Origin of the sequence: Corynebacterium bovis DSM 20582 = CIP 54.80, from assembly GCF_030408615.1 — a bacterium.
GTDB lineage: Bacteria > Actinomycetota > Actinomycetes > Mycobacteriales > Mycobacteriaceae > Corynebacterium > Corynebacterium bovis.
Map to the genome: position 1 here is coordinate 229795 of NZ_CP047187.1, position 21256 is coordinate 251050.

16 protein-coding genes and 1 pseudogene are annotated in these 21256 nt (G+C 69.4%); 7 read left to right on the forward strand and 10 right to left on the reverse strand.

Translation table 11 applies throughout. From position 1 onward, the window contains the following. Positions 1 to 24: 24 nt before the first annotated feature. Positions 25 to 1722 (reverse strand): dihydrolipoyl dehydrogenase family protein, encoded by a 1698-nt coding sequence (locus tag CBOVI_RS00740; RefSeq protein ID WP_290214850.1) that lies wholly within the window; start codon positions 1720 to 1722, stop codon positions 25 to 27. Between the two features lie 222 nt (positions 1723 to 1944). Then, entirely contained in the window at positions 1945 to 2319 is a 375-nt protein-coding gene (locus CBOVI_RS00745; RefSeq protein WP_232625762.1) for a hypothetical protein, read from the reverse strand. Between the two features lie 223 nt (positions 2320 to 2542). Between CBOVI_RS00745 and CBOVI_RS00750 the strand changes: the two genes are divergently transcribed. The 3 genes from CBOVI_RS00750 (at position 2543) to CBOVI_RS00760 (ending at position 6493) form a co-directional block, all read left to right on the forward strand. Further along, positions 2543 to 3124, forward strand: coding sequence for a Panacea domain-containing protein (locus CBOVI_RS00750; RefSeq protein WP_010264257.1), 582 nt, complete (start codon positions 2543 to 2545; stop codon positions 3122 to 3124). A gap of 872 nt (positions 3125 to 3996) precedes the next feature. Next, entirely contained in the window at positions 3997 to 4419 is a 423-nt protein-coding gene (locus CBOVI_RS00755) for a very short patch repair endonuclease (RefSeq protein ID WP_010264260.1), read from the forward strand. A gap of 76 nt (positions 4420 to 4495) precedes the next feature. Next, complete coding sequence (locus CBOVI_RS00760; RefSeq protein ID WP_232625764.1) at positions 4496 to 6493, forward strand: DNA cytosine methyltransferase; 1998 nt, start codon at positions 4496 to 4498, stop codon at positions 6491 to 6493. Between the two features lie 10 nt (positions 6494 to 6503). On the opposite strand, the gene CBOVI_RS00765 is transcribed toward CBOVI_RS00760, so the two are convergent. The 8 genes and pseudogenes from CBOVI_RS00765 to CBOVI_RS00800 form a co-directional block, all read right to left on the reverse strand. Further along, positions 6504 to 7799 (reverse strand): ATP-binding protein, encoded by a 1296-nt coding sequence (locus CBOVI_RS00765; RefSeq protein WP_010264268.1) that lies wholly within the window; start codon positions 7797 to 7799, stop codon positions 6504 to 6506. Next, positions 7796 to 8764, reverse strand: coding sequence for a DUF6339 family protein (locus tag CBOVI_RS00770; protein WP_125186629.1), 969 nt, complete (start codon positions 8762 to 8764; stop codon positions 7796 to 7798). The genes CBOVI_RS00765 and CBOVI_RS00770 overlap by 4 nt, the downstream gene beginning before the upstream one ends. Positions 8765 to 8766: 2 nt before the next feature. Beyond that, on the reverse strand, positions 8767 to 9708 hold the full coding sequence (locus CBOVI_RS00775; protein ID WP_010264276.1) for a hypothetical protein: 942 nt from the start codon (positions 9706 to 9708) through the stop codon (positions 8767 to 8769). Between the two features lies 1 nt (position 9709). Next, positions 9710 to 11659, reverse strand: a complete 1950-nt coding sequence (locus CBOVI_RS00780; RefSeq protein ID WP_010264280.1) for a hypothetical protein — start codon at positions 11657 to 11659, stop codon at positions 9710 to 9712. Next, positions 11656 to 12663, reverse strand: a complete 1008-nt coding sequence (locus CBOVI_RS00785) for a PD-(D/E)XK motif protein (protein ID WP_010264282.1) — start codon at positions 12661 to 12663, stop codon at positions 11656 to 11658. Before CBOVI_RS00785 ends, CBOVI_RS00780 begins: the two co-directional genes overlap by 4 nt. Continuing rightward, on the reverse strand, positions 12656 to 15421 hold the full coding sequence (locus CBOVI_RS00790; RefSeq protein ID WP_010264285.1) for a Z1 domain-containing protein: 2766 nt from the start codon (positions 15419 to 15421) through the stop codon (positions 12656 to 12658). Before CBOVI_RS00790 ends, CBOVI_RS00785 begins: the two co-directional genes overlap by 8 nt. A 368-nt stretch (positions 15422 to 15789) precedes the next feature. Beyond that, a pseudogene (locus tag CBOVI_RS00795) lies at positions 15790 to 16338 on the reverse strand (GDSL-type esterase/lipase family protein); the annotation flags it as partial. 18 nt (positions 16339 to 16356) lie between these two features. After that, the gene (locus tag CBOVI_RS00800) at positions 16357 to 16728 is read right to left on the reverse strand and encodes a hypothetical protein (RefSeq protein WP_183273691.1); all 372 of its coding nucleotides are present in this window, start codon (positions 16726 to 16728) and stop codon (positions 16357 to 16359) included. Between the two features lie 452 nt (positions 16729 to 17180). Between CBOVI_RS00800 and CBOVI_RS00805 the strand changes: the two genes are divergently transcribed. The 4 genes from CBOVI_RS00805 to CBOVI_RS00820 all read left to right on the forward strand — a co-directional run bounded on the left by CBOVI_RS00805 (position 17181) and on the right by CBOVI_RS00820 (position 21179). Beyond that, positions 17181 to 18428: a CE1 family esterase gene (locus tag CBOVI_RS00805; RefSeq protein ID WP_010266975.1), complete on the forward strand. Its 1248-nt coding sequence runs from the start codon at positions 17181 to 17183 to the stop codon at positions 18426 to 18428. Between the two features lie 164 nt (positions 18429 to 18592). Beyond that, positions 18593 to 19291, forward strand: a complete 699-nt coding sequence (locus CBOVI_RS00810; RefSeq protein WP_157998193.1) for an ATP-binding cassette domain-containing protein — start codon at positions 18593 to 18595, stop codon at positions 19289 to 19291. Further along, a complete protein-coding gene (locus CBOVI_RS00815; RefSeq protein ID WP_010266971.1) occupies positions 19284 to 19952 on the forward strand; it encodes a hypothetical protein in 669 nt (222 codons plus the stop codon). The genes CBOVI_RS00810 and CBOVI_RS00815 overlap by 8 nt, the downstream gene beginning before the upstream one ends. A gap of 225 nt (positions 19953 to 20177) precedes the next feature. Further along, positions 20178 to 21179 carry a hypothetical protein gene (locus tag CBOVI_RS00820; protein ID WP_125186269.1) on the forward strand — a complete coding sequence of 334 codons (1002 nt, stop codon included), beginning with the start codon at positions 20178 to 20180 and terminating at the stop codon, positions 21177 to 21179. The last annotated feature ends 77 nt before the right edge of the window (positions 21180 to 21256 follow it).

Sequence of the window (21256 nt, forward strand, 5' to 3'; positions counted from 1 at the left end):
CTACCCCGCACCCCCCGCGCCCCGCTACCCGAGCAGCGCGTTGAACACCTCGGAGCTGCTGGGGTGCGTGTAGATCCCTGACCCGACCGCGGACGCGGGGATGCCGTGCACCATCGCGGTCGTCACGAGGTTGATGAGTTCCTGCGAGTCCACGCAGTACAGCGTGGCGCCGAGGATCCGGTCGTCCTCCCGGTCGACGAGGATCTTCGCCCGCCCGCGCGCCTGCCCGAGAATCTTCGGCCGTGGCATGACCGCGATGTCCCGGATGTCCTGCACGCGCACGTCGAGGGTGTGACCGCGCGCCCCGGTGTCCTCGCGCGCGGCGTCCTCGCCGAGCCCGACCTGCGACAGCGGCGGTTCCAGGAACGTCGTGGAGGGGATGAGCCGCCCGGTGGTGGTGCGGGAGCCGTCGCCCCACCGGTCGGAGAGGATGACGCGGTGGTCGTCGTAGGACACGTACGTGAACTGGGGGCTGCCGGCGACGTCGCCGGCGGCGTACACGCCGTCTGCGGTGGTGCGGAGGTGGGGGTCGACGACGACAGCCCCGCGGTCCGTCACCTCCACTCCGGCGGCGTCGAGGCCGAGCCCGTCCGTCGCGGGCTTCCGGCCGGTCGCGAGGAGGACGTGGTCGGCGTCCACGGTCCGGCGGGTGCCGTCGGCGTCGGTGTACGTGACGGTGACGGGGGCGCCGGCGGCGGGTGTGGCGCCGCCCGCGGCGTCGGTGTCGGCGTTGGCGCCGGTCGTGGCGTCACCGCCCGCGGCGCCGTCTGCGTCACCGCCCGTGGCGTCACCGCCCGCGCCCGCGCCCGCGGCAGCGCCGGCGGCGTCGGCGATCTCCTCGACCGTCACCCCGGACAGCACCGTCACGCCGAGGTCACGCAGGTCGGCGTGCACGGCGTCGGCGATGTCCCGGTCGAACCTCGGGAGGAGCCGGGGAGAGCCGTCGAGAACCGTGACCTCGGTCCCGAACTGGGCGAACATCGTGGCGAACTCCAACCCGATGGGACCCCCTCCGACGATCGCCAGCCGTCGCGGCCGCTCGGGGAGCATCTGCACGCCCGTGGAGTCGAGGACGCGCGGGCCGTCCGCGCCGGGGATCGGCGGGCGGACGGGGACGGAGCCGGTGTTGATGACGACCGTGTCGGCGGTGACGGTGAGCTGCTCGGCGGGGTGGGCGGCCGCCGGGTCGCCGCCGGTGACGGTGACGGTGCGCGGGCCGGTGAAGGTGGCGTGGCCGTCGACGACGAGGACGCCGGTGTTCTCGACCATCGCGTGGTTCGCGGCGTTGAGGGTGCCGATGAAGGAGTCGCGGTGGGAGCGGGCGGCGGAGAAGGCGGCGTCGTGCGACGGGGTCGTGGCTGTGCCGGGCTCGGAGTCGGCGGTGTCCGTGCTGCCCGCGCCGGTGCCGGCGGAGCCCGTGCCGGTGCCGGTGCCGGCGGAGGCCGCGCCCGCGCCCGTGCGCGTCGCGGCGAGGAGTTCGCCGGCGTGGCGGTGGGCGTCGGTGAGGAGGGTCTTCGTCGGCACGCAGCCGACGTTGATGCAGGTCCCGCCGTACATGGAGGGGGATTTCTCGACGAGTACGACGCGGTCGCCGGCCTTCGCGCGGGTCATGGCGATGGTCTTGCCGGCCTTGCCGAACCCGACGACGAGGACGTCGCAGTCGATCGAGCCGGTCGTGGTTCCGGCCGGGGCGCCGGAAGCGGTGTTGTTGTCCGTGGTCATGTGCATCCAAACACGAACGGGCCGGGCACCTATTCCGCGCAGGCCGCGGGTGTGGTGCAACGGGGGTGGCGGGGTTCGCGGCGTGCGTGCGGGTCGGCCGGGGTCAGTGGGTGAGAGGTGCGTGCGGGTCTGCCGGGGTCAGCGGGCGCGGCGGGGGAGTGGCCGGGCTGAGGCGTCGGGTGGGCGGCGGCATGGCCGGGCGTGCGTGCGGGGCAGCCGGGGTCAGTGGGCGGGCGTCCGGGCCGGCACGCGGGGCGCGGCGGCGGCCTTCGCGGCGAGGATCCCGGAGGTGCGGGTCACCGCGTCCGGGCCGGGGTTCGGCCTGCTCAGCGGCCCGGCGACGGCGTCCGCTGCGGCGAGCCCGGAGTGTCGGCGGCCGTCGGCCACGGGTGCGCCCGCCCCGCCCCCGGCGGCGTCCCCGCCCGCCCCGTCGGACGGCCCGTGCGAGCCGGACCCACCGGTGAGACGACGGATGATCACCCCGGCGAGAACGGGGTGCCGGACCTGGGCGAAGGTCATCGCCCGGTTCCTGGTGGTGAGGACGCGGGCGGTCACCGACGACGGGACGCGCGACCGGAGGGACGTGAGCACGCTCATGCCGGCGAGTCTACCGGCGGGCGCCGGGCGCGGACGGGTGGTGTGAGTATGACCACTATGACCAGTATGACCAGTATGTTGGGTATGGTGAGTACACCAACACATCGTGATGCCTTGTGAGGCCTGTTCAGGGAAGGCGTGCTCGGCGGGCACGCCTGATGCAGGTTTGATGCTGTGAGGAATACAGTGCTCGGTGCGAACCCGGGTAGGAAGGGGGTGTCCCATGCGGACCTACAATGCGATTGATTTGGCGGATACGATCGCTTCACGCGCGGAAGAGACACTGGGGGCAGTCGAGCTGCAGAAGATCCTCTACTTCACCCAAGGATGGTCGTTGGCCATCACGGGTACTCCCGCTCACTCGTCGGAGACGCAGGCGTGGACCCGCGGCCCTGTTGTTCCTGATGTCTGGAGGGCAGGTGACACGAGAGGGGGCGACTCTGCATCCGACGATGCTGAGCTCCACGGCCTCCTCACGTTGGTCTTAGCCGAGTACGGCAGAAAGTCTGGCATAGAGCTAACTCGCCTCACGCACAGGGAGGGGCCGTGGCGGGACGCACGCGGCGATATTCCGGAGACTGCGTCGTCAACCGAGGTGATTCCACTGGACAAAATCAGGGACCACTTCCGGCAAAGCCCGACGCTGGCGGGCTTCTCTCAGGTTGAGATCATGTATCTTGGCCTCGAGGCATTTGACGAGCGTTCCTACAAGCCTGTGCCTAAGATGCCCAGCGTCGACGACGATATTGACGATCTCGACGAGTGGATGACTGAGTCAGCCAATCTCTTCGAGATTCCGCGGTAATTTCGAGGATCTGGAGATCGTGAGCTACCCGAAAGTGCATCATGTACTTTTCGACTGTAATGTTTTCATCATGTTATTCAATCATTTCGGTCCGAATTTACATTGGCCGGACGTTGTCGGCCTTGCCGCTGAGCCGGAGGTGAAGGGGTCGTTGCCGTCGAATATCCGTGACATCATTACGTGTATGTCGTTTGTCAAGTCCGGGCGGCGCCCAGACGGGAGCCGAGTTCGAGTTTGGGGTTCGGGCCATGTGCAGGACACGGTCGTGTACAAGATGCGTCACAGCGGGGATAATGTGTGGGCTGAGCGAGATCGCGGCGCATCTCAGCTGATCATGGACTCCTTCTATGACTTTTTCGGTCAAGAGCTCTTCGCTGGAGTTGTGGGAACTTCGGAACACGGAGCGGAGAGAAATCCTCCTCTGGATCACGAGGATGGCATGGTGTACGGGGCGTGTCGGACGATTGCTGGACAAAATCCTGTTGACGTCGTGTGGCTTATTACGTTTGACCGATCGTTTATCAGGGAGGCGGAAAGATTCAAGCCTAAAATGGTTAATGTTTGCAAGCCTGGGGAGTATATTTCCAGTCACATCCGTTCGGGCGGGTCCTTGTGGGAACGTATGGGATCGAGGTGATCCTTTTGTGTGGCCCTGGCGTCCGCTGCGGTGCCCTTAGTGTCGCATCTCGATAGCAATTAGTCTCGTGTGTTCGTCCCGCGTGGTATGGGTGCGGGTACTGGAGGGCTGGGGTCAAAGAATTTTGCGGCGGCAGGTCGGGTAGAGTGCCGGGGGCGCGGTCGGTAGTGTCGAGACCATGCGTGTAATGTCCCGAGGCGGGGACCTGTCGTGCAGCCGACCGAGCGGGGAATCCGTGACGGACGACCGGCCGCGCCCACTCAACACGACGGTGCGCGAGCAGATGCGCCGGATGTCGAGGGAGGGGACATCGCCGGAGCTGGCGTTACGGCGTGAACTGCACCGCCGTGGTCTGCGCTTCCGGGTGAACTACCGGGAGGTCCCGGGCCGGCCCGACATCGCGCTCACCCGGGCGAGGATCGCTGTCTTCATGGACGGGTGCTTCTGGCATCTCTGCCCGGTCCACGGGGGTGTTCCCGTCAACAACAGGGAGTGGTGGCGGGCCAAGCTCAACCGCAACGTGGAACGGGACCGGGAGAAGGATGAGTCCCTCAGGGAACGGGGGTGGCTTCCGCTCCACTACTGGGAACACGATGAGGTGGACGAGATCGCCGACGAGGTCGAGATGGTCTGGCGGTGGCGGGTTCCCGGTCCGTGATCGGTGTCGGCGGGGGGCTGCAGTCTATCGAACATGCGGTTCAGGGGTTGTCCGGGGCGCCCGGTACGATGTCCCTGTGGTGCGAACAGAGCAGGGAGCCGGCGGAGCGTCGAGGTACAACGTCGCCCAGATCCGGGGACCCTACCTGCATCTTCCGCCTCACCGTGACCACTGCGACGACGTGGATTCGCTCAAGGACTACTGCCGGGCACGTCGACGCAGGGGAGCGGTTCTCGCGGCGGACCTGTTCTCCGGGGCGGGGGGAATCTCACTCGGACTGGAGGACGCCGGCTTCGAGGTCGTGCTCGGTGTCGACCATTACCTGGACGCGGTCAAGACCCACCGGCACCACTTCCCCGGGATGTCGGTCGACTGGGACCTGTCCTCGGAGGAGGCGATCGAGAAGGTCGCGGGTCTGATGAGGGAGTGCGGCATCCAGGTGCTGGCCGGAGGCCCACCCTGCCAACCGTTCTCCAAGGCCGGCCGGAACGGGATCCGGGACCTCGTCGAGCGCGGCCTCCGTGAGCCGCACGACGTCCGTCGGGACCTCTGGCGCTCGTACCTGGAGATCGTCAGCCTGGCGAGGCCCGCCGCGATCATCATGGAGAACGTCCCGGACATGGCCCTGGACCAGGAGATGTTCATCCTCCGGTCGGTCATCGAGGAGCTTGAGCAGCTCGGGTACTCCGTCTACGAACGGGTCGTCGAGACCTGGCGGTACGGCGTGCCGCAGCACCGCCAGCGTCTCATCATCGTGGCCTTCCGCGACGGGATCCACTTCGAGTGGCCCGAGGACCACCCCGAGAAGGTCACGCTGTGGAACGCGATCGGTGACATGCCCGAGGTCGAGGGCGGCTGGCGTCCCGAGGGCGGAGCCGACGGGTGGATCCCCTACGACGGGCCGCAGACGGCGTTCCAGCGGTACATCCGCCGTCGCGTCGCCCCCGAGGACCGGGGAAAGCTCTTCGACCACATCACCAGACCCGTCAGGGACGACGACCGCGAGGCGTTCAACCTCATGGACGCGAACACGAAGTACTCGGATCTGCCGGAGTCGCTGCGCCGCTACCGGTCGGACATCTACGACGACAAGTACAAGCGCCTCGACGAGAACGATGTCTCCAGGACGATCACCGCGCACATCGCCAAGGACGGGTACGGGTACATCCACCCGCGTCAGCCCCGGACGCTCACCGTCCGTGAGGCAGCACGGATCCAGACGTTCCCCGATGACTTCCGCTTCAACGGTCCGCCGAGCGCGGCCTTCAAACAGATCGGAAACGCGGTACCCCCGCGGGCCGCGGCGGCCATCGCACAGGCGATGGCCGAATGGATGAAGGAGGCGACGCCCGGCAGGCAGTGGAGCAGGGAAACCGCGTCCGCACTGGCGCGGTGGTTCCGCGGACGCCCGGCACCGGAACGGATCCTCCCCTGGCTCTGGACCGGGAACCGCTGGCGAGCGGCGGTCGGGGAGATCGTGCTCACACGCATGGCGAAGCGGCAGGTCGATCAGATCTGGCCGGTGATCGAGGCCATGCCCGCACCGGAGGCGGACGACCCCCACGTTCCCGGCGACACCGTGGACGTACTGGTCGACATGTTGGACGGGGCCGGTATGACGAAGAGAGCCGACAGGCTCCGCCGCTTCGTGGATCAGCTGCGGACGGATCCCGGCGCTCTGTGGCGTCCTGCCGTGGACAGGAAGGTTCTCAAGGAGCTCACCCCCAGCGAGGCTGCGCTCGTCGAGCTCATCGCGCCGGTCACCGGGACGGAGGGCGGGGTCTCCGAGGAACCGGTTCTCGTCACCCGGGGCGTGGGGCGCGTGACCTCCCGCTACCAGTCCATCTCGATGGAGAAGAAGAACAGGCTGACGGACGGACGGCTGGCGGTGGCCCGGATGCTCGGGCTCAACGAAGGCTCCCGGAGCGCCCATCTGGGGCTGATCGAGCTCGCGCAGTCCCACTGCCGCATCGCGAACCCGGTCTGTGCGACGTGCCCGTTGCTCGGGACGTGCGACCGGTTCGGCGTCAGTGACGCCCAGGGAACGATGGACGACGCCATATCGGAGGCGTGACGCCGTCAGTTCACAGGCCGAGTCGCTTCGCCAGCTCCGGTGACTCCTCGTGCAGGATCCTGCTGATCTCGCGGAACGCCGCGTAGTTCCCGGACCGGGCTGCCGCCGACTTCAACGCCAACCCGAGGTCCGCGGCGTCAGGCAGGTCCGCCTGGTCCCGGTCCTGAGCTGCGGGGCTGTCGGCGGTCCCGGTGGCCGACGTCGAGGACTTCTGGTCCTTCCGGTACCGTGAGTCGGCTTCGGCACACACGTCGGCGACGGCCCGGCCCATCATCTTCTTCAGCTGGTGGGGGATGTTCACCCGCATCTTGGCGACGTTGATGTTGAACTCGTCGTCGAGGTCGGTGTCGAAGTCCAGGGCGACCCTGGCGAGTTTCGTGTGCTCGTCGATCGTGCGGATGCCGTCCCATCCGCCCCACTGGACGAGGCGGTCCGCCCGGTAGACGTAGATACCCTGCTGCCGGTTCCATTTACGCGGGCCAGCGGTCCGCTCGAAGTTCTCGAGTGACGAGAACTGGGAGCGGGAGGGCAGGCAGTACGCGCGGAGCGAGACCTTCCCGCTCCCGAGGCCGGTGCCGACCTCCAGGATGTCGTTACTGATCAGTTTCGTCGCGGACTCGTCACGGGCGAAGGGGTCCCACGGGGTCAGGCTTTCGCCGTTGACCGAGATCGAGATGGATCTGTGGGCCTCACCCGAGAGGAAGCGGTGGAAGACCGTCTCGAGGTGCTGCGCCAGGCGTTCGGTCGCGCCGGAGAACTTCTTCCGCGCCCAGCTACCGTCCGGGTTCTTGGCCGGGAGGAGCCGGTCCAGGTTCTGCCAGGCGACGACGGTACCGGTCGGGGAGTCGAGCAGCCCGTGCACGCGCTCCTCGAGCTCGGCGTCGTCGGGGTCGACGATCATCCAGTCGTCGACCCTGTCGATGAAGTCCAGGTCGAGGCACCTGCCGTCGACGTGGCCGGTGTCGGGGTTCCGGGAGTAGACCGAGACACGGCGGCACTGGGAGAGGGACGCGGTCTTCAACCCCAACCCGTACCGTCCGAGGTCCCCACGACCGTAGGCCCGTTGGCTCCCGAAGCGGAGGGCTTCGTCGAGTCCTGCGGAGTCCATCCCCGAACCGTTGTCGGCGATCAGGACCCACGAGTCCCGCCCTGCGAAGCGGACGTCGACGGACACCCGGGTTGCGCCGGCGGTGATGCTGTTGTCGATCAGGTCGGCCACCGCCGCCTCGAAGCTGTACCCGACGTCCCGGAGAGAGCCGGTCAGTCGTCGGGCGGACGGTGCGACCCGTGTGGGGGAGGCGGTCAATGGGTACTCCTTCTGCCGAACCGGGACAGGGCCCCGAGGATTGACGGGCGGGCGGGCGCGGTGTCGTCGGACGCCGTGTCGTCGCCCGGGGTGCCACCGCCTACCGGGTCGGACGCGGTGTCCACGGCGGGGGAGGGGTCCGGCCCGGCCCCGGGTCCATCAGCCTCTGAGCCGTCGGTCGCAGCCTCAGTCGCCGGTGGGGCGCCCGCCCCGGTCTGCGGTGTGCTCAGGCTGTCACGGTACAGCTCGATGCCGCGGGAGACCCGTTCGCCCACCACCTCGCGAAGCTGGTCGTCGGTGAGAACCTCGAAGCATGTCGTCGCCGCCGCGGTGCCGATCTGGAGCATGACGCCGCGGAAGGCCTGGGACTCGGCGCCGAGGCCGTTCCGGTACCTCCGGGTGAACTCCTCGACGATGAACCGTGCGAGCCGCCGGTCGCCTGCGAGTCCCGTCCGCTCGAGCAGCGCGACGGCCTGGTCCTCGCCGAGGCGGTCGCTGAGATCGCCCAGCACGTGGTAGCGCCACCAGAGTTTCTTGAACGTGCTCTTCGGCGAGGACCCGAGATACCGGGCGAAGCTCTGGTTCCCCCGGTCGTTGGGGTACCGCCACGCAGCGACGTCGATGAGCACACAGGTGGTGAGGAAGTTCCACAGTTCCGTCGACCGTCCGTCGGCGACGGACGTGTCGACCAGCTCGTACAGGACCTTCGCCGCCTGCCGGTCGAACTCGGCGTACCGGCCGGGCCCCACTGGGTCGGGGAAACCGGCGGCCACCGCGAGGGCGAGGACGGCCTCACGGACCTCCGTGACCCCGGCCTCGCCTGCCGGCGGATGACCGCTCTCGGACAGACGCGTCTTCGGGTGGGAGAGCATGACCGACGCCGTGAGCTCATCGACGGTCTTGTCGACGCTCTGTGCCACCAGTTGTTTCGCGAACACGGTGTCGAGAAGGGGGAATGATCGCACGGTTAGACCGCCTCCCTGAACAGGTTCTGGACAGCTGACGGTATCAGCCCCGGATCGTCGAGTGACCTGCGGTGGAGCCGCGACCAGTCCTCGTTCGGGAAGTAGAGCTGGAGGACACGGAGAAGCGACGCCCCGAAACTCATCTCGTCGTCGGCGAACATCGTGAGGTCGGTTTCAGCGGCCTGGCCGACCGCGAAGACGGCGAGCTGGGTGCGCAGGTCGATCTCGAGGAAGCGCTGCCACAGTCTGGTCTCAGGGGTCGGGCGCTTCCCCGAGGCGAGGTTGTCGAGGGCCTTCCGGCACACCGGGTGCGACGAGTTGATGAGCACCCTGACCCCGCGCGAGGCGTGGACCTCCAGGTCGCGGTCGAACTCGATGCGCCACATGGCGCCGTCCGGCCGGATGCCGGCCTCACGGAAGTCGAGGGGGGTCGTCGGGACGGATGTACCGGACCCCTCGATGTACACGCGGACGGAGTCCCTCCACAACACACTGCCCGGGCGCGACGGGCTGACCGGGTTGCCCCGGGGATTCGGCGCAGACCCGAGTGTGACGACGAGTTCGACGTTGACCGCCCTCGACACCGCCGACCCGTCGATGTCGACGGACACCCGGTTCACGCCGTCCCGGACCGCCTGCGGCCGACCGGACCCGCGGATGGACGTGGAGGGGCAGCTCCACCGCGCGAAGAGGACGATCGGGGGACGGTCGCCCGAGGGGTCGAACCCGCAGTCACCGAGAACACCGTCGAGGTCGACGGTGCAGGTCACGGTGGCTGTGATGTCCGAACCCGGGGGCCAGTTCTCGAGGACGGCGTCGCCGCTCCCGGCGGCACGGACGGTGGCGGAGGTCGTCCCGGACAGAAACTCGACCGTGAGGTCGTCGACACGGTCTGCGCGCGGCCGCAGGTAGCCGTAACTGAGTGCACGCTTGTTGGCGGTCATGTCAGGCCGGCTCCCTGTGGGTCGGCGCCACCGGGCGGGCCTCGGGGTTCAGCCCCACGGCGAGGTCGGCCGGGTGTACGACGGTCACGACGGCCGAACGGTGCTCCGGGTCGAGGATCACCGGACCCGTCTCCGCGGACGGTGACGGACTGCGGGACACGTCCTGCGCCGTCGATGCGTCGCCGTACACCCAGCCGAGCAGCTGCGGTGGGTCGGTGAACGAGCTGAGGTCCGTCACCACCGGTCCTTCCGTCGCGACGTAGGGCTCGACGGACACCTCGACCGGGCCCCGCCGGAAGGGACCGTCGGCGGAGACGACGAAGCTCGCCGTGACCCGGTTCCCGGACGCTGCGAGTCCGGCCAGTTCCAGGGAGATCCGGACACCCGCGGCGTTGTTGCCCCGGGTCCCACCTCCGGACGACGGCCGGCTGCTCCTGAGGGGTTGCGAGGTCGAGGTCCCCCCGACCCCCATGAGGGCCCCGCCGAGGTCGGCGGCGATCTGCCGCGACGCGGAGTCGAACCGCGTCTCGCGGGTGACGTTCTCGTCCTGTCCCCACGTGCGCAGGAGTTCGCGTATGTGGTTGAGGGCGATCCTGACGGGGTTCGCCCGGGTGCTCCGCCAGGCCTCCCCGAGGTCGGAGTCGTCCATGCGCTCGTAGTTCCACCCGTCGTGGGCGGTCGGCTCGCTCTTCGCGAACTCGCGGTCGACGGAGTTGTCGGCGGCGAAGACGCCGACGAAGGCGCGTCCCTGCGGATCGCTGTACCCACGCTGGTAGTCGACGATCATCCGGGGAGCGCGCATGAGGGCGAGTGATCCGGTGCGGTCACCGAGGATGCTTCCGGCGGCCGCGGCCTCACCGATTTCACGGACACCCAGTAAACCGATCCGGCGTGAGGGCCTGTGCGAGCGGACGGTCGTGATGTCCGTGCCACGGTGGAGCGACCACCCCTCGGGAGCGTCCGGGGAGAGTGCCCGGGTCGCGAGGTACGCGGTCACGTACTCCCTGAGGAGCGGGTCCCGCCGCGGGTCCGGGACGTCGACGGGTTCTCCGCAGCAGGTGACGACGAACGTGAGTGGGTCCTCGTCGTCCGGGGTGTGGACCATGTGCGGCCACGCCCAGACCGTGAGTGAGCGGGCCATCGCCTCCAGTGTCTTCCGTGGTTCGACCCCGTCGCCCAGGTCCGGGGCGACGACGGCCACCGTTGTCCCTGTCGCGCGGTCCGCGGTGAAGTGACGGTCCATCCCGAGCCGCGCCGCGACGGTGTCCGCCTCACGGTCCCGGAGTGGTTCGGCGTACTTGATCGTCGCGTCCAGGTCGGGGTCCCTGAACTCGGTCTCGACCCCCCACCAGTGCTTCCCGGTGTACCGGCGGTTGTTCTCGTCGAACTTCTCGTCGTAGGTCACCCCGATGAGACGGTGCTCGCGGGCCCCGTGCTCATTGGTCGTGCGGGTGTAGATCAGGACGGTGTGCGTCCGGCTCGCGCTGTAGAACACCCCTTTCCCGAAGCCGTACGCGCCGCCCTTCACCTCCTTGGCGCTGTCCCGCCCGACCTCGCGGACGAAGCTGCTGAAGTCGTTGGGTCCGTCGTGGGCGACGGCCGCGTTCGTCGGTCCCCGGAGACCGTGGGTCCCGGTGTCGGACACGACGAGCAGCGGGACCCGGGGCGCGTCGAGGGCCTCCCTCAGCCCGCGGGGTCGGCTGAACCCGGTCCCGAAGATGTCCTCGCGGAGGTACTCCGTGGTGGGGCCGTCGAGTTCGTCGTACTCGACGGCGAAGGTGACCCCGTCGTCGGTGCGTGCGGCGTCGCGCGCGTCCCAGCTGTTCTGGAGGGCTTCACGGATGAAGAGGTCCCAGCGTCCCAGCGACGGCCGTCCGAGAGCCTGGGAGACGACGTTGGCGTGACTGAGACTCTGCGGTGACGCCGCCTCGCGGTAGTGGTAGAGACTCACCGGCGGCCCCCGTGGCTGAGGAGGGTCGGTTCGCGGTACCCGGGCACGGTGGCCGGGTCCGTGAGGTCCACGCTGTACCGCACCGTGCCGATCCTCGGGTCGAGGGTCGACGGGTCCACGCGGGGGAAGTCCTCGACGACGGTGTACTCGAGGTCGAGGAGGTCGTTGAAGCGGGTGTAGAGCCCGGGCTCGTCGAGACTCTCCACGGGGACGCCCGCCTCGGAGAGCTTCCGGAGGAACACCTCGCGGTCGAGGCCCTCCGTGGACATGACCTGCGCAGCGAGTTCCGGCACGGAGGCACGGCCGTCCGGGTCCGTCTCGTACCGGCGGACCACGAGGTCGAGCGGCCGGTCGCCGGCGGGCTCGAGCTGGTGCGCACCGTGGATGTCGATCGCCAGTGTCTCGCGTGCCAGCGTCGCCTTGCACTCCACGGACCGACCGGGGAACTCGAAGTCGTGTCTCGTGCCCGCCGGCCCTGTCCACCGGTCGAGGACGGAGACCCCGTCCCGTCGGATGAACGCCAGGAGTGTCTCGAGCTCAAGGACGAGTCCGACCTGGGCCTCGACGGAGGGGACGCTGTTGTAGGCGGACCTGAACAGGGCCTTCCACGAGGTCAACTCGTTGACGGCTGTCCGGCCCGCGTCGTCACCGTTCCGGGCGAGTTTCCCGAGCAGATGGTCGAGAAACGCCCCGAAGGTGAGGAGGAGATCCGGGTCGAGGAGCCGCACGCGGAGCGAGTGGCCGCCCGCGTCCTCCACCGTGTCGACCTCGACCGCCCTCAGTCCAGTGGTGTTGCCGGAGGTGTCTACCTCGGCCGCCCACGACTCCGCGACCGGGATCAGGAGTCCCCGCCCGTTCCTGCGGGTCGCGAAGAAGACCACGGTCCCGTTGGGGACGATGATGGAGGAGTCCCGTTTCACCTCCGAGATCCCGGACGACTCGAGGTACGCGCTGAGGTCCGACAGGGTCTCGAAACTCAGACCCCGGTCGATGAACTTATTCACTGTCGTCCTCTCCTGTGAGCTGTGCAGCCTCCACCTCGGCCGCGGCCTCCGCCTCGATCTCCTCGCGTTCGGCCTCCGTGAGGTCCTCGAGGCTCCGTCCGGAGATGTACTCGACCTCGGCGGTCTCGTCCGCCTTCGGGAGGAACAGGCCGAGGCCGATCACGTCCTCGACCGCGCCGAGTTTCTGCCGCTGCTTGGTCGGGGCGACCGTGGGGTCCCCGGTCGAGGACCGGCGCGGTTCGGAGTCCTTCGAGATGGCGTACACCCCCAGGTGGCCGATCCCCCTGCCCGCGAACTCCTCGTGCTGCTCGAGGAGGAAGGCGTCCGAATGCGTCCCCTTGATCGCCGCGAGACCCCGGTTCACCTCGGCCCACTGGTCATCGTCGAGCGGCAGGTCGTTGATCCGGTCCTTCGGTCCGACGAGGACGTTGACACTGGCACGGCCCTTGGGGCTGCTCGCGATCCGACTGCGGTTGATGAGGTTGAGCGGCTCCGGGAGGCCGAGGTCGATCGTGCCGCGGGTGGGGCGGATCTGTCCGAAGAACGACACGTTCCACCCGCGGATTCCGTTCCGTCTCGCCTCCGACTCGATGTACCGGACGAGGAGTTCCTTCCGGGAGCTCTTCTCGCTGAAGGTCACGTCGGACTCGAAGCTGTAGTCGCGGAGGAACTCGACGATGTCCCTCGTCCCGACGCCGCGGAAGACCCTGGTCCCGTTCCGTTCGGTGGACGTCACACCGAGTTCGTTGAGGCGGGAGACCAGCCGCTTCGTCGCGTCGATGTTGTGCTGGAGCCATTCGCGGTCGTCCTCCCTGAACACGATGGTCTGGACGCGTTGGCCGCTGAAGCTCATGTGGGCCTTCCGGGCGTTGCGCATCTTCGTCGCACTCGTGACCTGCATCGCGGGGTGCGTTCTCACGCGGGCCTGGAAGGACTGGGGGGTCAACCCCTCGAACTCGTACCGGGCGATGTCACGCCGCAGGTCCTCCTCGACCGTCGCGAGGTCGTGGTACCAGGTGCTGAGTGAACCCGGCATCCAGATGCGGACGAGGTCCTCGTAGCCACGGCGGAACCCGAACCAGCGGCCCATCTGCAGCAGGGTGTCGTAGGTCCTGGAGGACCGGGCGAAGTAGCTGCAGACCAACCCCTCCAGCGTGAGTCCGCGGGACAGGGTGTTGCCGCCGACGGCGATGACGGTACGGATCTTCGCCTCGTAGTCCAGCCGCTCCTCCGACGTCCCGTTGTCGATGATCGTCTCGAGGTCCCCGGCGACGTCCGGCAGGCCCTCCCACACCTGGTCGAAGGACAGGGGCTCCCCGTAGTCCGGGTTCAACGGGTTGAGACCGGTCTCGGACTCCCACTGGGTCCGGAGAGCGTCACGGAGTCGTCCCGTCCGGATCCCCTCCCTGACGGACCGGATCTCCGCGTCCACCTCGGACGCGAGGGCCTCGTGGGCGTCGGTCCGTGACGACGTGTGGATGAGCATCGACGAGTGTTTCCCGGCGTCACCGCGGAGCCGGCGGGCCGCGGTGGCGAGGAGGAACCACCGGATGGCCTGTGACAACGATTCCGGGACCGCGGGGTTCCAGGCCTCGATGTTCCTGCTCGGCGGGCGGACCTCGTTGAGCTCGTCCTCGGGGATCTCGCGGATGATGTCGTGGACGTCGTCCGAGATCTCGTCGGGGTCCTCACTGGGCAGGGCGTCGCGGCCGAAGACCTGTTCCGTCCCGAAGTACCCCTCGGGCATGGGCAGGACGTGGATGAAGTCCTTCGGGTAGAGGTCCTGGGAGTCGTTCGGGTCGATGAGGATGTTGGCGAACGGCGTCGCGGTGTAGGCGATGTACGACGTCCGGTTCCTCCGCAGCAGGTCACCGATGAGCCGGTTGATCGCGCTCCTGTCGTTCTTGATCGCGCTTCTGTCGTCCTTGGCCGAGGTCTGGACGTTGATGCTCGCCTGGTCGGCCTCGTCGTCGATGACGAGGATCGGGCAGCTCAAGGCGCTGTCACCCGCGCCGTCGATCCAGTCGTTGAGTGCCTCCAGCCGCCGCCGGTTCTTCTTGACGACAGCGAGGAACCTGATGTCCGGGTTGGCCAGCTGTGCAGCGTTCTTCGTCTCCTCGAAGTCCTTCTCGTCGGTCGTGAGGAGACTCCAGCGGGACTCCGTGGTGTGCATGAGCTGGTCCTCGAGCCGCTTCTGGGTCTGTCGGCGGAGACTCTCGATCGTGCCGGTCAGGACGATGATGAGCCGGAAACCGGCGTCCGCGGCCTTGGCGATCACGGACATGAAGTTCGTGGTCTTCCCGCTCTGGACGTAGCCGACGACGAGCCCTCGCTGACGGAGCTCCGGGATGGACGGCATCTGTGCCTCACGCAGGATCTTCGTGCTCGAGTCGTCGATGGACCTGAGCGCGTCCTCCCCGAGGTTCCGCTCGATGATCGTCCGCAGCGGGGGCCAGAAGATGTCGTTCTCGAGGTCGGGGCCCTCGTACCAACCGTCCACGTAGGCGTCCGTGGGCCTCCGTCTGTTGAGCTCGGTGTGGGGACTGGGGCCGTAGGACTTGCTGATGTTGTCCAGGATCATCTCGTAGGCCTCGTGCAGGACGGCGCGGGCGTCGTCCTGGCGCCACACCCGCGCGGTCGCGGTCGCCTCGTAGGCCTGCGCGGCGCTGAGTCCGTCGCCCCTCATCTTCGTCCGGATGGTGTCCCGGGCCTCGCGGACCCAGTCGAGCCGTTCAGCTTCGGTGATCTGGTCTGACAAGGGGATTCCTTCCGCGTCGCGACTGGCGTGTACATCGTAGGCGCAGCGTTACGTAACGCCGTACGTCGATAACAACGTCGGTTTCCATTTAGACGTTTCACCGGATGATAGCGGGGGTGGGCCGGTTCTGCTGACCGTGCCCTCGCTGTCACGGTCCCGGGGCGGCCGCACCGGTCGTCGTCCCCTGCACCTCCCCGTCCGTTCCCCCGGGAGTCATTATTCGGCCCAGGGCCCCCGGCCGTGCTCCTCGTGCGGTCGGTCCCCCGCTCCGCTCACCGCGCTCTCAGAACCCCACCCCCAAGGCCCCGATGTCGGGGTAGCGGCTGTTCAGAACCCCAACCCAACCCCCCGGCCCCCCGGCCGCGGGCCTAGAGCCGCGCGGCGACCTCGTCGGCAATGAACTGCGACCCGAGGAGGGACGGGTGGCCGATGAGGTTGTAGTGCGGCGTCGTCGTGTCGATGACGCCGGCGACGTACCGCTGGGCGTCCGGGGCGCAGGAGTCGTGCCCGATGCTGTCGGCCTTGATGTCGATGAACTCGCCGCCGATGGCGTCGGCGGCCTCGCGCTGGTTGGCCTGCACGTAGTTCTCGACCTGCCCGAGCCACGGGATCGCCACCCCGCCCGGGCGGTCCGGCGCGATGTTCACGGCGCAGTACCACGGGCCGTTGGAGATCTGCGGCATCCCGGGGATGATGATCCGCACGTTCGGGGCCACCGCGCGCACGCGCCGCGCCGCCTCCTGCATGTCCGCGAGGTACTTCTCCCGGACCTCCTGCGGGTTGAGGACGTTGACGTCGTCCTTCGCCCCCCACGGGCCGAAGTTGTTGATGCCCACGGGGAACACGACCGTGTCGGTCTGCGGGGTGAGGTCACCGGCGGCGACGGACGCGTCGATCCGCTCGAGCATCGTGCGGGAGGTCTGCGCGGTGCAGGATCAGTCGCGGATGTCCAGCCCCCGGTCCTTGAGCAGGTACGGCCAGCTGTCCGGGGCCTGGTAGCACGTCTTGCCGCTGGCGAGCGTGCCCTGCCGCGGGTAGTCCTTGGTGAACTCGTGGAACAGCGGGTTCGGGTCGAGGATCGTCGCGAGCTGGTTCGGGTTCGCCGCGTAGGAGTCGCCGTAGACGACGACGTGCTGTGCGTGCTCCGGGGCCGGGGCGGCCGGTGCGGCCGGGGCCGGGGCCGGGGGCTCGGCGTGCGCGGAGGCGGCCGGCGCGGCGGCGCCGAGGGACACGGCCGTCGCGACGGCGAGGAGCGGGGCGGCGACAGCTGCGGCGAGGGTCGTGCGGGGGGTGGAGAAGAGTGTCATGGCATCGCTTTCGATCGGTCAGGCGCGGCCTGCGGACGCTGTGTTCCTGCTGTGGTTATGCTGTATCGACGCTGTTCCACGGCATCGGGGCGAACCTTAGCGGCTGGTTCTGGCCGGCGTGCTACTCGTGATACCTGTGGTGCGGCTGTGACACTTAGGGGTGATTTCGGGGTTGAGAAGAAATGACTTCAGTGTTGATTCCGATCATCCGGGTTCCGGTTCCGGGCCGGGGGAGGGGTGGCGACGGGGCCGCCCCGCGGGCCACGCCCCCGCCCCACCCGCGTCGCCTGCGCCGCCCGCACCGCCCCCGCCCGCCCCGCCCCGCCCCGCGGGCCACGCCCCGCCCGCCCCGCCCCCGCCCGCCCGGATCATCCGTTCGGACGGGTCCGCGGCCCGCGACGATCATCCTCCGGTATGTTGTCCGCCCTCCGGCCCGGGGATATAATGAACAGGTGAAGAACAGAACCCCCGTCCGGCGCACCCGCCGGCGGCTCCTCACGACCGTCGCCGTCGTCACGGTCGTCGCCGGCGTCGTGCCCGTCGCGACCTCGGAGCCGAGCTACGTCCACAAGGGCGTGGAGTACCCCGCCGTGTCCCTCGTCGACCGCGCGATGGACGCCGTCGCGACCGGCGTGGACTTCGGCGCCGTCGGCCTGCCGGGGGTGCAGGACGCCGTCGTCGGGGAGGCGAACGCGGACCTCGACCTGCCCGGCCCCGGGGGCGTGCGCAACATCACCATGGTGTCCGGCGGGAGGGTGCGCGAGTTCATCGTCGCGGTCCCGGCGTCGTACCGTCCCGGCACCCCGACCCCCGTGGTCCTCGGATTCCACGGACTGCACGGCAACGGCACCGCGATGACCGCCACCGCCCTCGGCGAACCGTCCCCCGGCACCGCGCAGGACCCGACCCCGTGGCCGGGCGCCCTCGCCGTCTACCCGCAGGGCGTCGACGGCGCGTGGCAGGGCGCCCCCTACGCGCGGACGAACACCGACGACGCCTCCGGCGGGGACGACGTCACCTTCGTCCGGGACATTCTCGACGCCGTGCGCCGCGGATACACCGTCGACGAGAACAGGATCTACGCCGCAGGCATGTCCAACGGCGGCGGATTCGCCGCGACCCTCGCCTGCCGGATGCCACGCACCTTCGCCGCCGTGGCGTCCGTCGCCGGCGCGTACTACCCGCGCACCCACACCGGGTGCGACGACGCCGGGGTGTCCTTCCTGGAGATCCACGGGAAACGGGACGCGCTGCTCAGGTACGACGGCGGCACCCGCTACGGCGAGCCCTACCTCTCCCCGCGGCAGCTCGTCGACACGTTCGTGCGGCGCGACCGGTGCGCGCCCGTGCCCGCCGAGGAGCGCCCGGGGCCGACCGTCACCCGGCTGACCTGGGGCGACTGTGCCGACGGGCGGGAGGTCGCGCACGTCGCGGTCGACGACATGGGCCACGAGTGGGCCACCGGGCGGACCCCCCGCCGGGGCGCTGCGGGCCGGCGGGTCCTTCGCGGCGACGCGGGAGATCACCGCGTTCTTCGCCCGGCACGTGCGTGGGTGAATGAGGGGGGACGGGCGGGACAATTCCGGGAATGCGGGCGGAAATGCGCCGGGAATGCGCCGGAATATCCGGGCCGGAATATCCGGAATATCCGGGGGCGGCCGGGACAGTGCCCGGACATGGCCGGAAATGCGGGGAAATGACACGGATCCGGACGCCCGTCCCCCGACAAGGGGGTGAGGTGACCCGGAGAGGCGGTTCCGCACTGGACAGACGCAGAAACCTCCGTCATCGTTAGCGGAGTTCCCCGCCCGCGGACCCGGCTCCGCACGGCGGCCCCTGACGATGTCGTGAAGGAAGAGTGCCGTTGATCGAATTTGTTGACGTGACCGTGCGGTACCGGAGAACAACGGCGGTCCGGGGGGTGACGTTCTCCGTCGGGTCGGGTATCCACGCACTCCTCGGGCCGAACGGCGCGGGAAAGTCGACCCTCATGTCCGTCGCGACGGGGATGCGGGAACCGACCTCCGGGACAGTGACCGTCGACGGCCGGTCGGACCGCACGTTCCTCCGTCGGACCGTCGGCCTGCTCCCGCAGGACAACCTCCCCAGGAGCCGGTTCACCGTCGAGGAGTTCCTCCACTACATCGCATGGCTCAACGAGGTCGACCGTGACGAGGTCGCCGGCCAGGTGGAGACGGCGCTGGACACCGTCTCGCTGCAGGACCACCGGGACTCCCGGATCAGGAGCCTCTCGGGCGGCACCCGCCGGCGCGCCGGCATCGCCGCAGCCCTCATCGGCGACCCGAAGGCGCTCCTCCTCGACGAGCCGTCGGCGGGCCTGGACGTCACGCAACGTCGGGCGCTCTCGAACGCCCTGACCGTCATCGCGGAACGGATCCCGGTCCTGATGTCGACCCACATCGTCGACGACGTCGCCGGCGTCGCCGACGCCGTCACCGTCCTCTCGGAGGGTGCCGTGAAATTCACGGGCAGCATGCACGACTTCACCGGCGGCACGGACGACGCCCGCGCCATCGAAGACGCGTACCTGAGCCATGTCTGAGGCGCAGGGCTCCCGGAGGGACGGTGCCGCCGGGCGGTCCCTCCGGACGAACGGGTTCCTCCTCTGGCTGAGGTTCCACTCCGTCGTCGTCGCGACGGTGGCGGCGGTCGTCTCCGCCGGTCTCGTCGCCGCGCTGCTGACGGCGGTGACGTCGGCGAACGGGTCCGTCATCGAGGACCGCCCGTACATCCTCGCCCTCCTGGTGTCGGTGTGCCTCAGCATCGTCTTCACCCGGGAGACGCCCTACGAGCTCGTGTGCGCGCGGTCGCTGACCCGCCGCCGCCTGGGTCTCGTGCTCGTGGCCGCGGCCGTGGCCGTCGTGCTGGGGGTCGCGACGTGCGGGGTGGGCACCGGGCCGTACGGCCTCCTGGCTTACCTCCGTGACGTGCTCATCTTCCTCGGGGTGGCCCTCATCGCCGCCGGCGTGGGGCCGGCGTGGACGGTGTGGGGTGCTCCGCTGGCCCTCGGGCTCGGGTTCGCGCTGTTCTCCCCGCCCTACCGGATGCCGACGTCCGACACGGTGTGGATGGCGCTGAAGGCCCCCGGGCTGCTCCACACGGTCGAGGGACACCCGGACCTCAGCTGGGCCGTGGCGGCCGTCGTCGCCGCGGTGGGGGTCGCGGTCTACGCCGGTGGCGCGACGTCGAGAGGTGCGCACTGAGGTGGGTGCGGTGAGGACGACGGCACGGACGACGGTCAGGATGACGGTCAGGATGACGGGGACGACGATCAGGAGGACCGGACTGTGACGAACGACGGGAACGGGAGCGGACCGGTGGGGACGGACCGACGGGGCCGGGACCGGAACGACGACGGGGGGCGCGCCACCGCGGCGCCGCGCAGCCCCCGCCGCGGGCGTGGTGGCGCTCCGTGGGCGGGCCGGGCCGTGAGGAGATCGCAGTGGTGGCTCGTGCTCTGGGCCCTCTCCACGGTCGTGCTCGTCTGGATGGCGGGCACCTCCGTGGGGGACTGGGGCGGCAGCCCCGCGGAGTTCATGAGGGTCCAGTTCACGAACGCCCCCTTCATCACGTGCCCGTGGTTCATGGGGGTCGGCGTGCTCTGCGGTCAGATGCGCTGGCGGGCAGGTCTCAACCAGTGGGATCGGCGTCCCCCCGGAGCCCGGCTGAGGACGTGCGGGAATGTGCTGGGTGGCGCGGCGGTGATCGTCGTCGCGGCGCACGCCACCCTCCTGGTCCTCGGCCTCGTCGCCGCCTCGTACGGTGCCCTCGCGGACGGGGTCGCGGTCCCGCGTGTCCTCGCGGACATCGTGCTGAACCTCCCGTCGGTCCTGGCCGGCACCGGCCTCGCGGTGGCGGTGGCGGTGATCGGCGCGGCGGTCGGGTGGGCCGTGTCGCGGCTGTGGATCGCCCCCGTCATGGTCGTCGTCACCCTGATCCTGTCGATTGCGGCGTCCTTCGTCGTGGGACTCGGCGACCGTGACGACCGGCTCTTCGCCGTCCCCGTCGACGATCTCGTGTGCGCGGGGGAGGCACCGAGGGTCTGCGCCCACCCGTCGAACGTCGGGTACCTCGACGCGGGGCTGCGCACGATCGGCGAGGTGTACGGGGCGAGCCCGTACCGCGACCTGCTCCCGGGGACGGTCTACCTGACCGACGAACCGGTGGGGGACAGGCCGGAGACCGGCGCCGACTATCCCGCGCAGGTGCAGTTGATGACCCACCGCGGGTTCACGGCCCCGGACTCGCTGAACGCATCGGCCGCGTGGCTGAACCTCCTGCAGTCGGTGGGGAACGCCTGCGGACCGCCGTTGTCCCCGACACGGACAGAGGTGACCTCGATCATCAACGACCGTGACGCCTCACCGGCGGACATCGAGCGGAACCGGGCGCGGCTCGCGTCTCTCCTCGAGTCCTGCCACGGTCGCTGACCCCCGCCCGCCCGGTCGCCGACCCCCGGCCCGGACGGCCTCGGCTGTCCCCGGCCCGGCCCCGCCCGCCCGGTCGC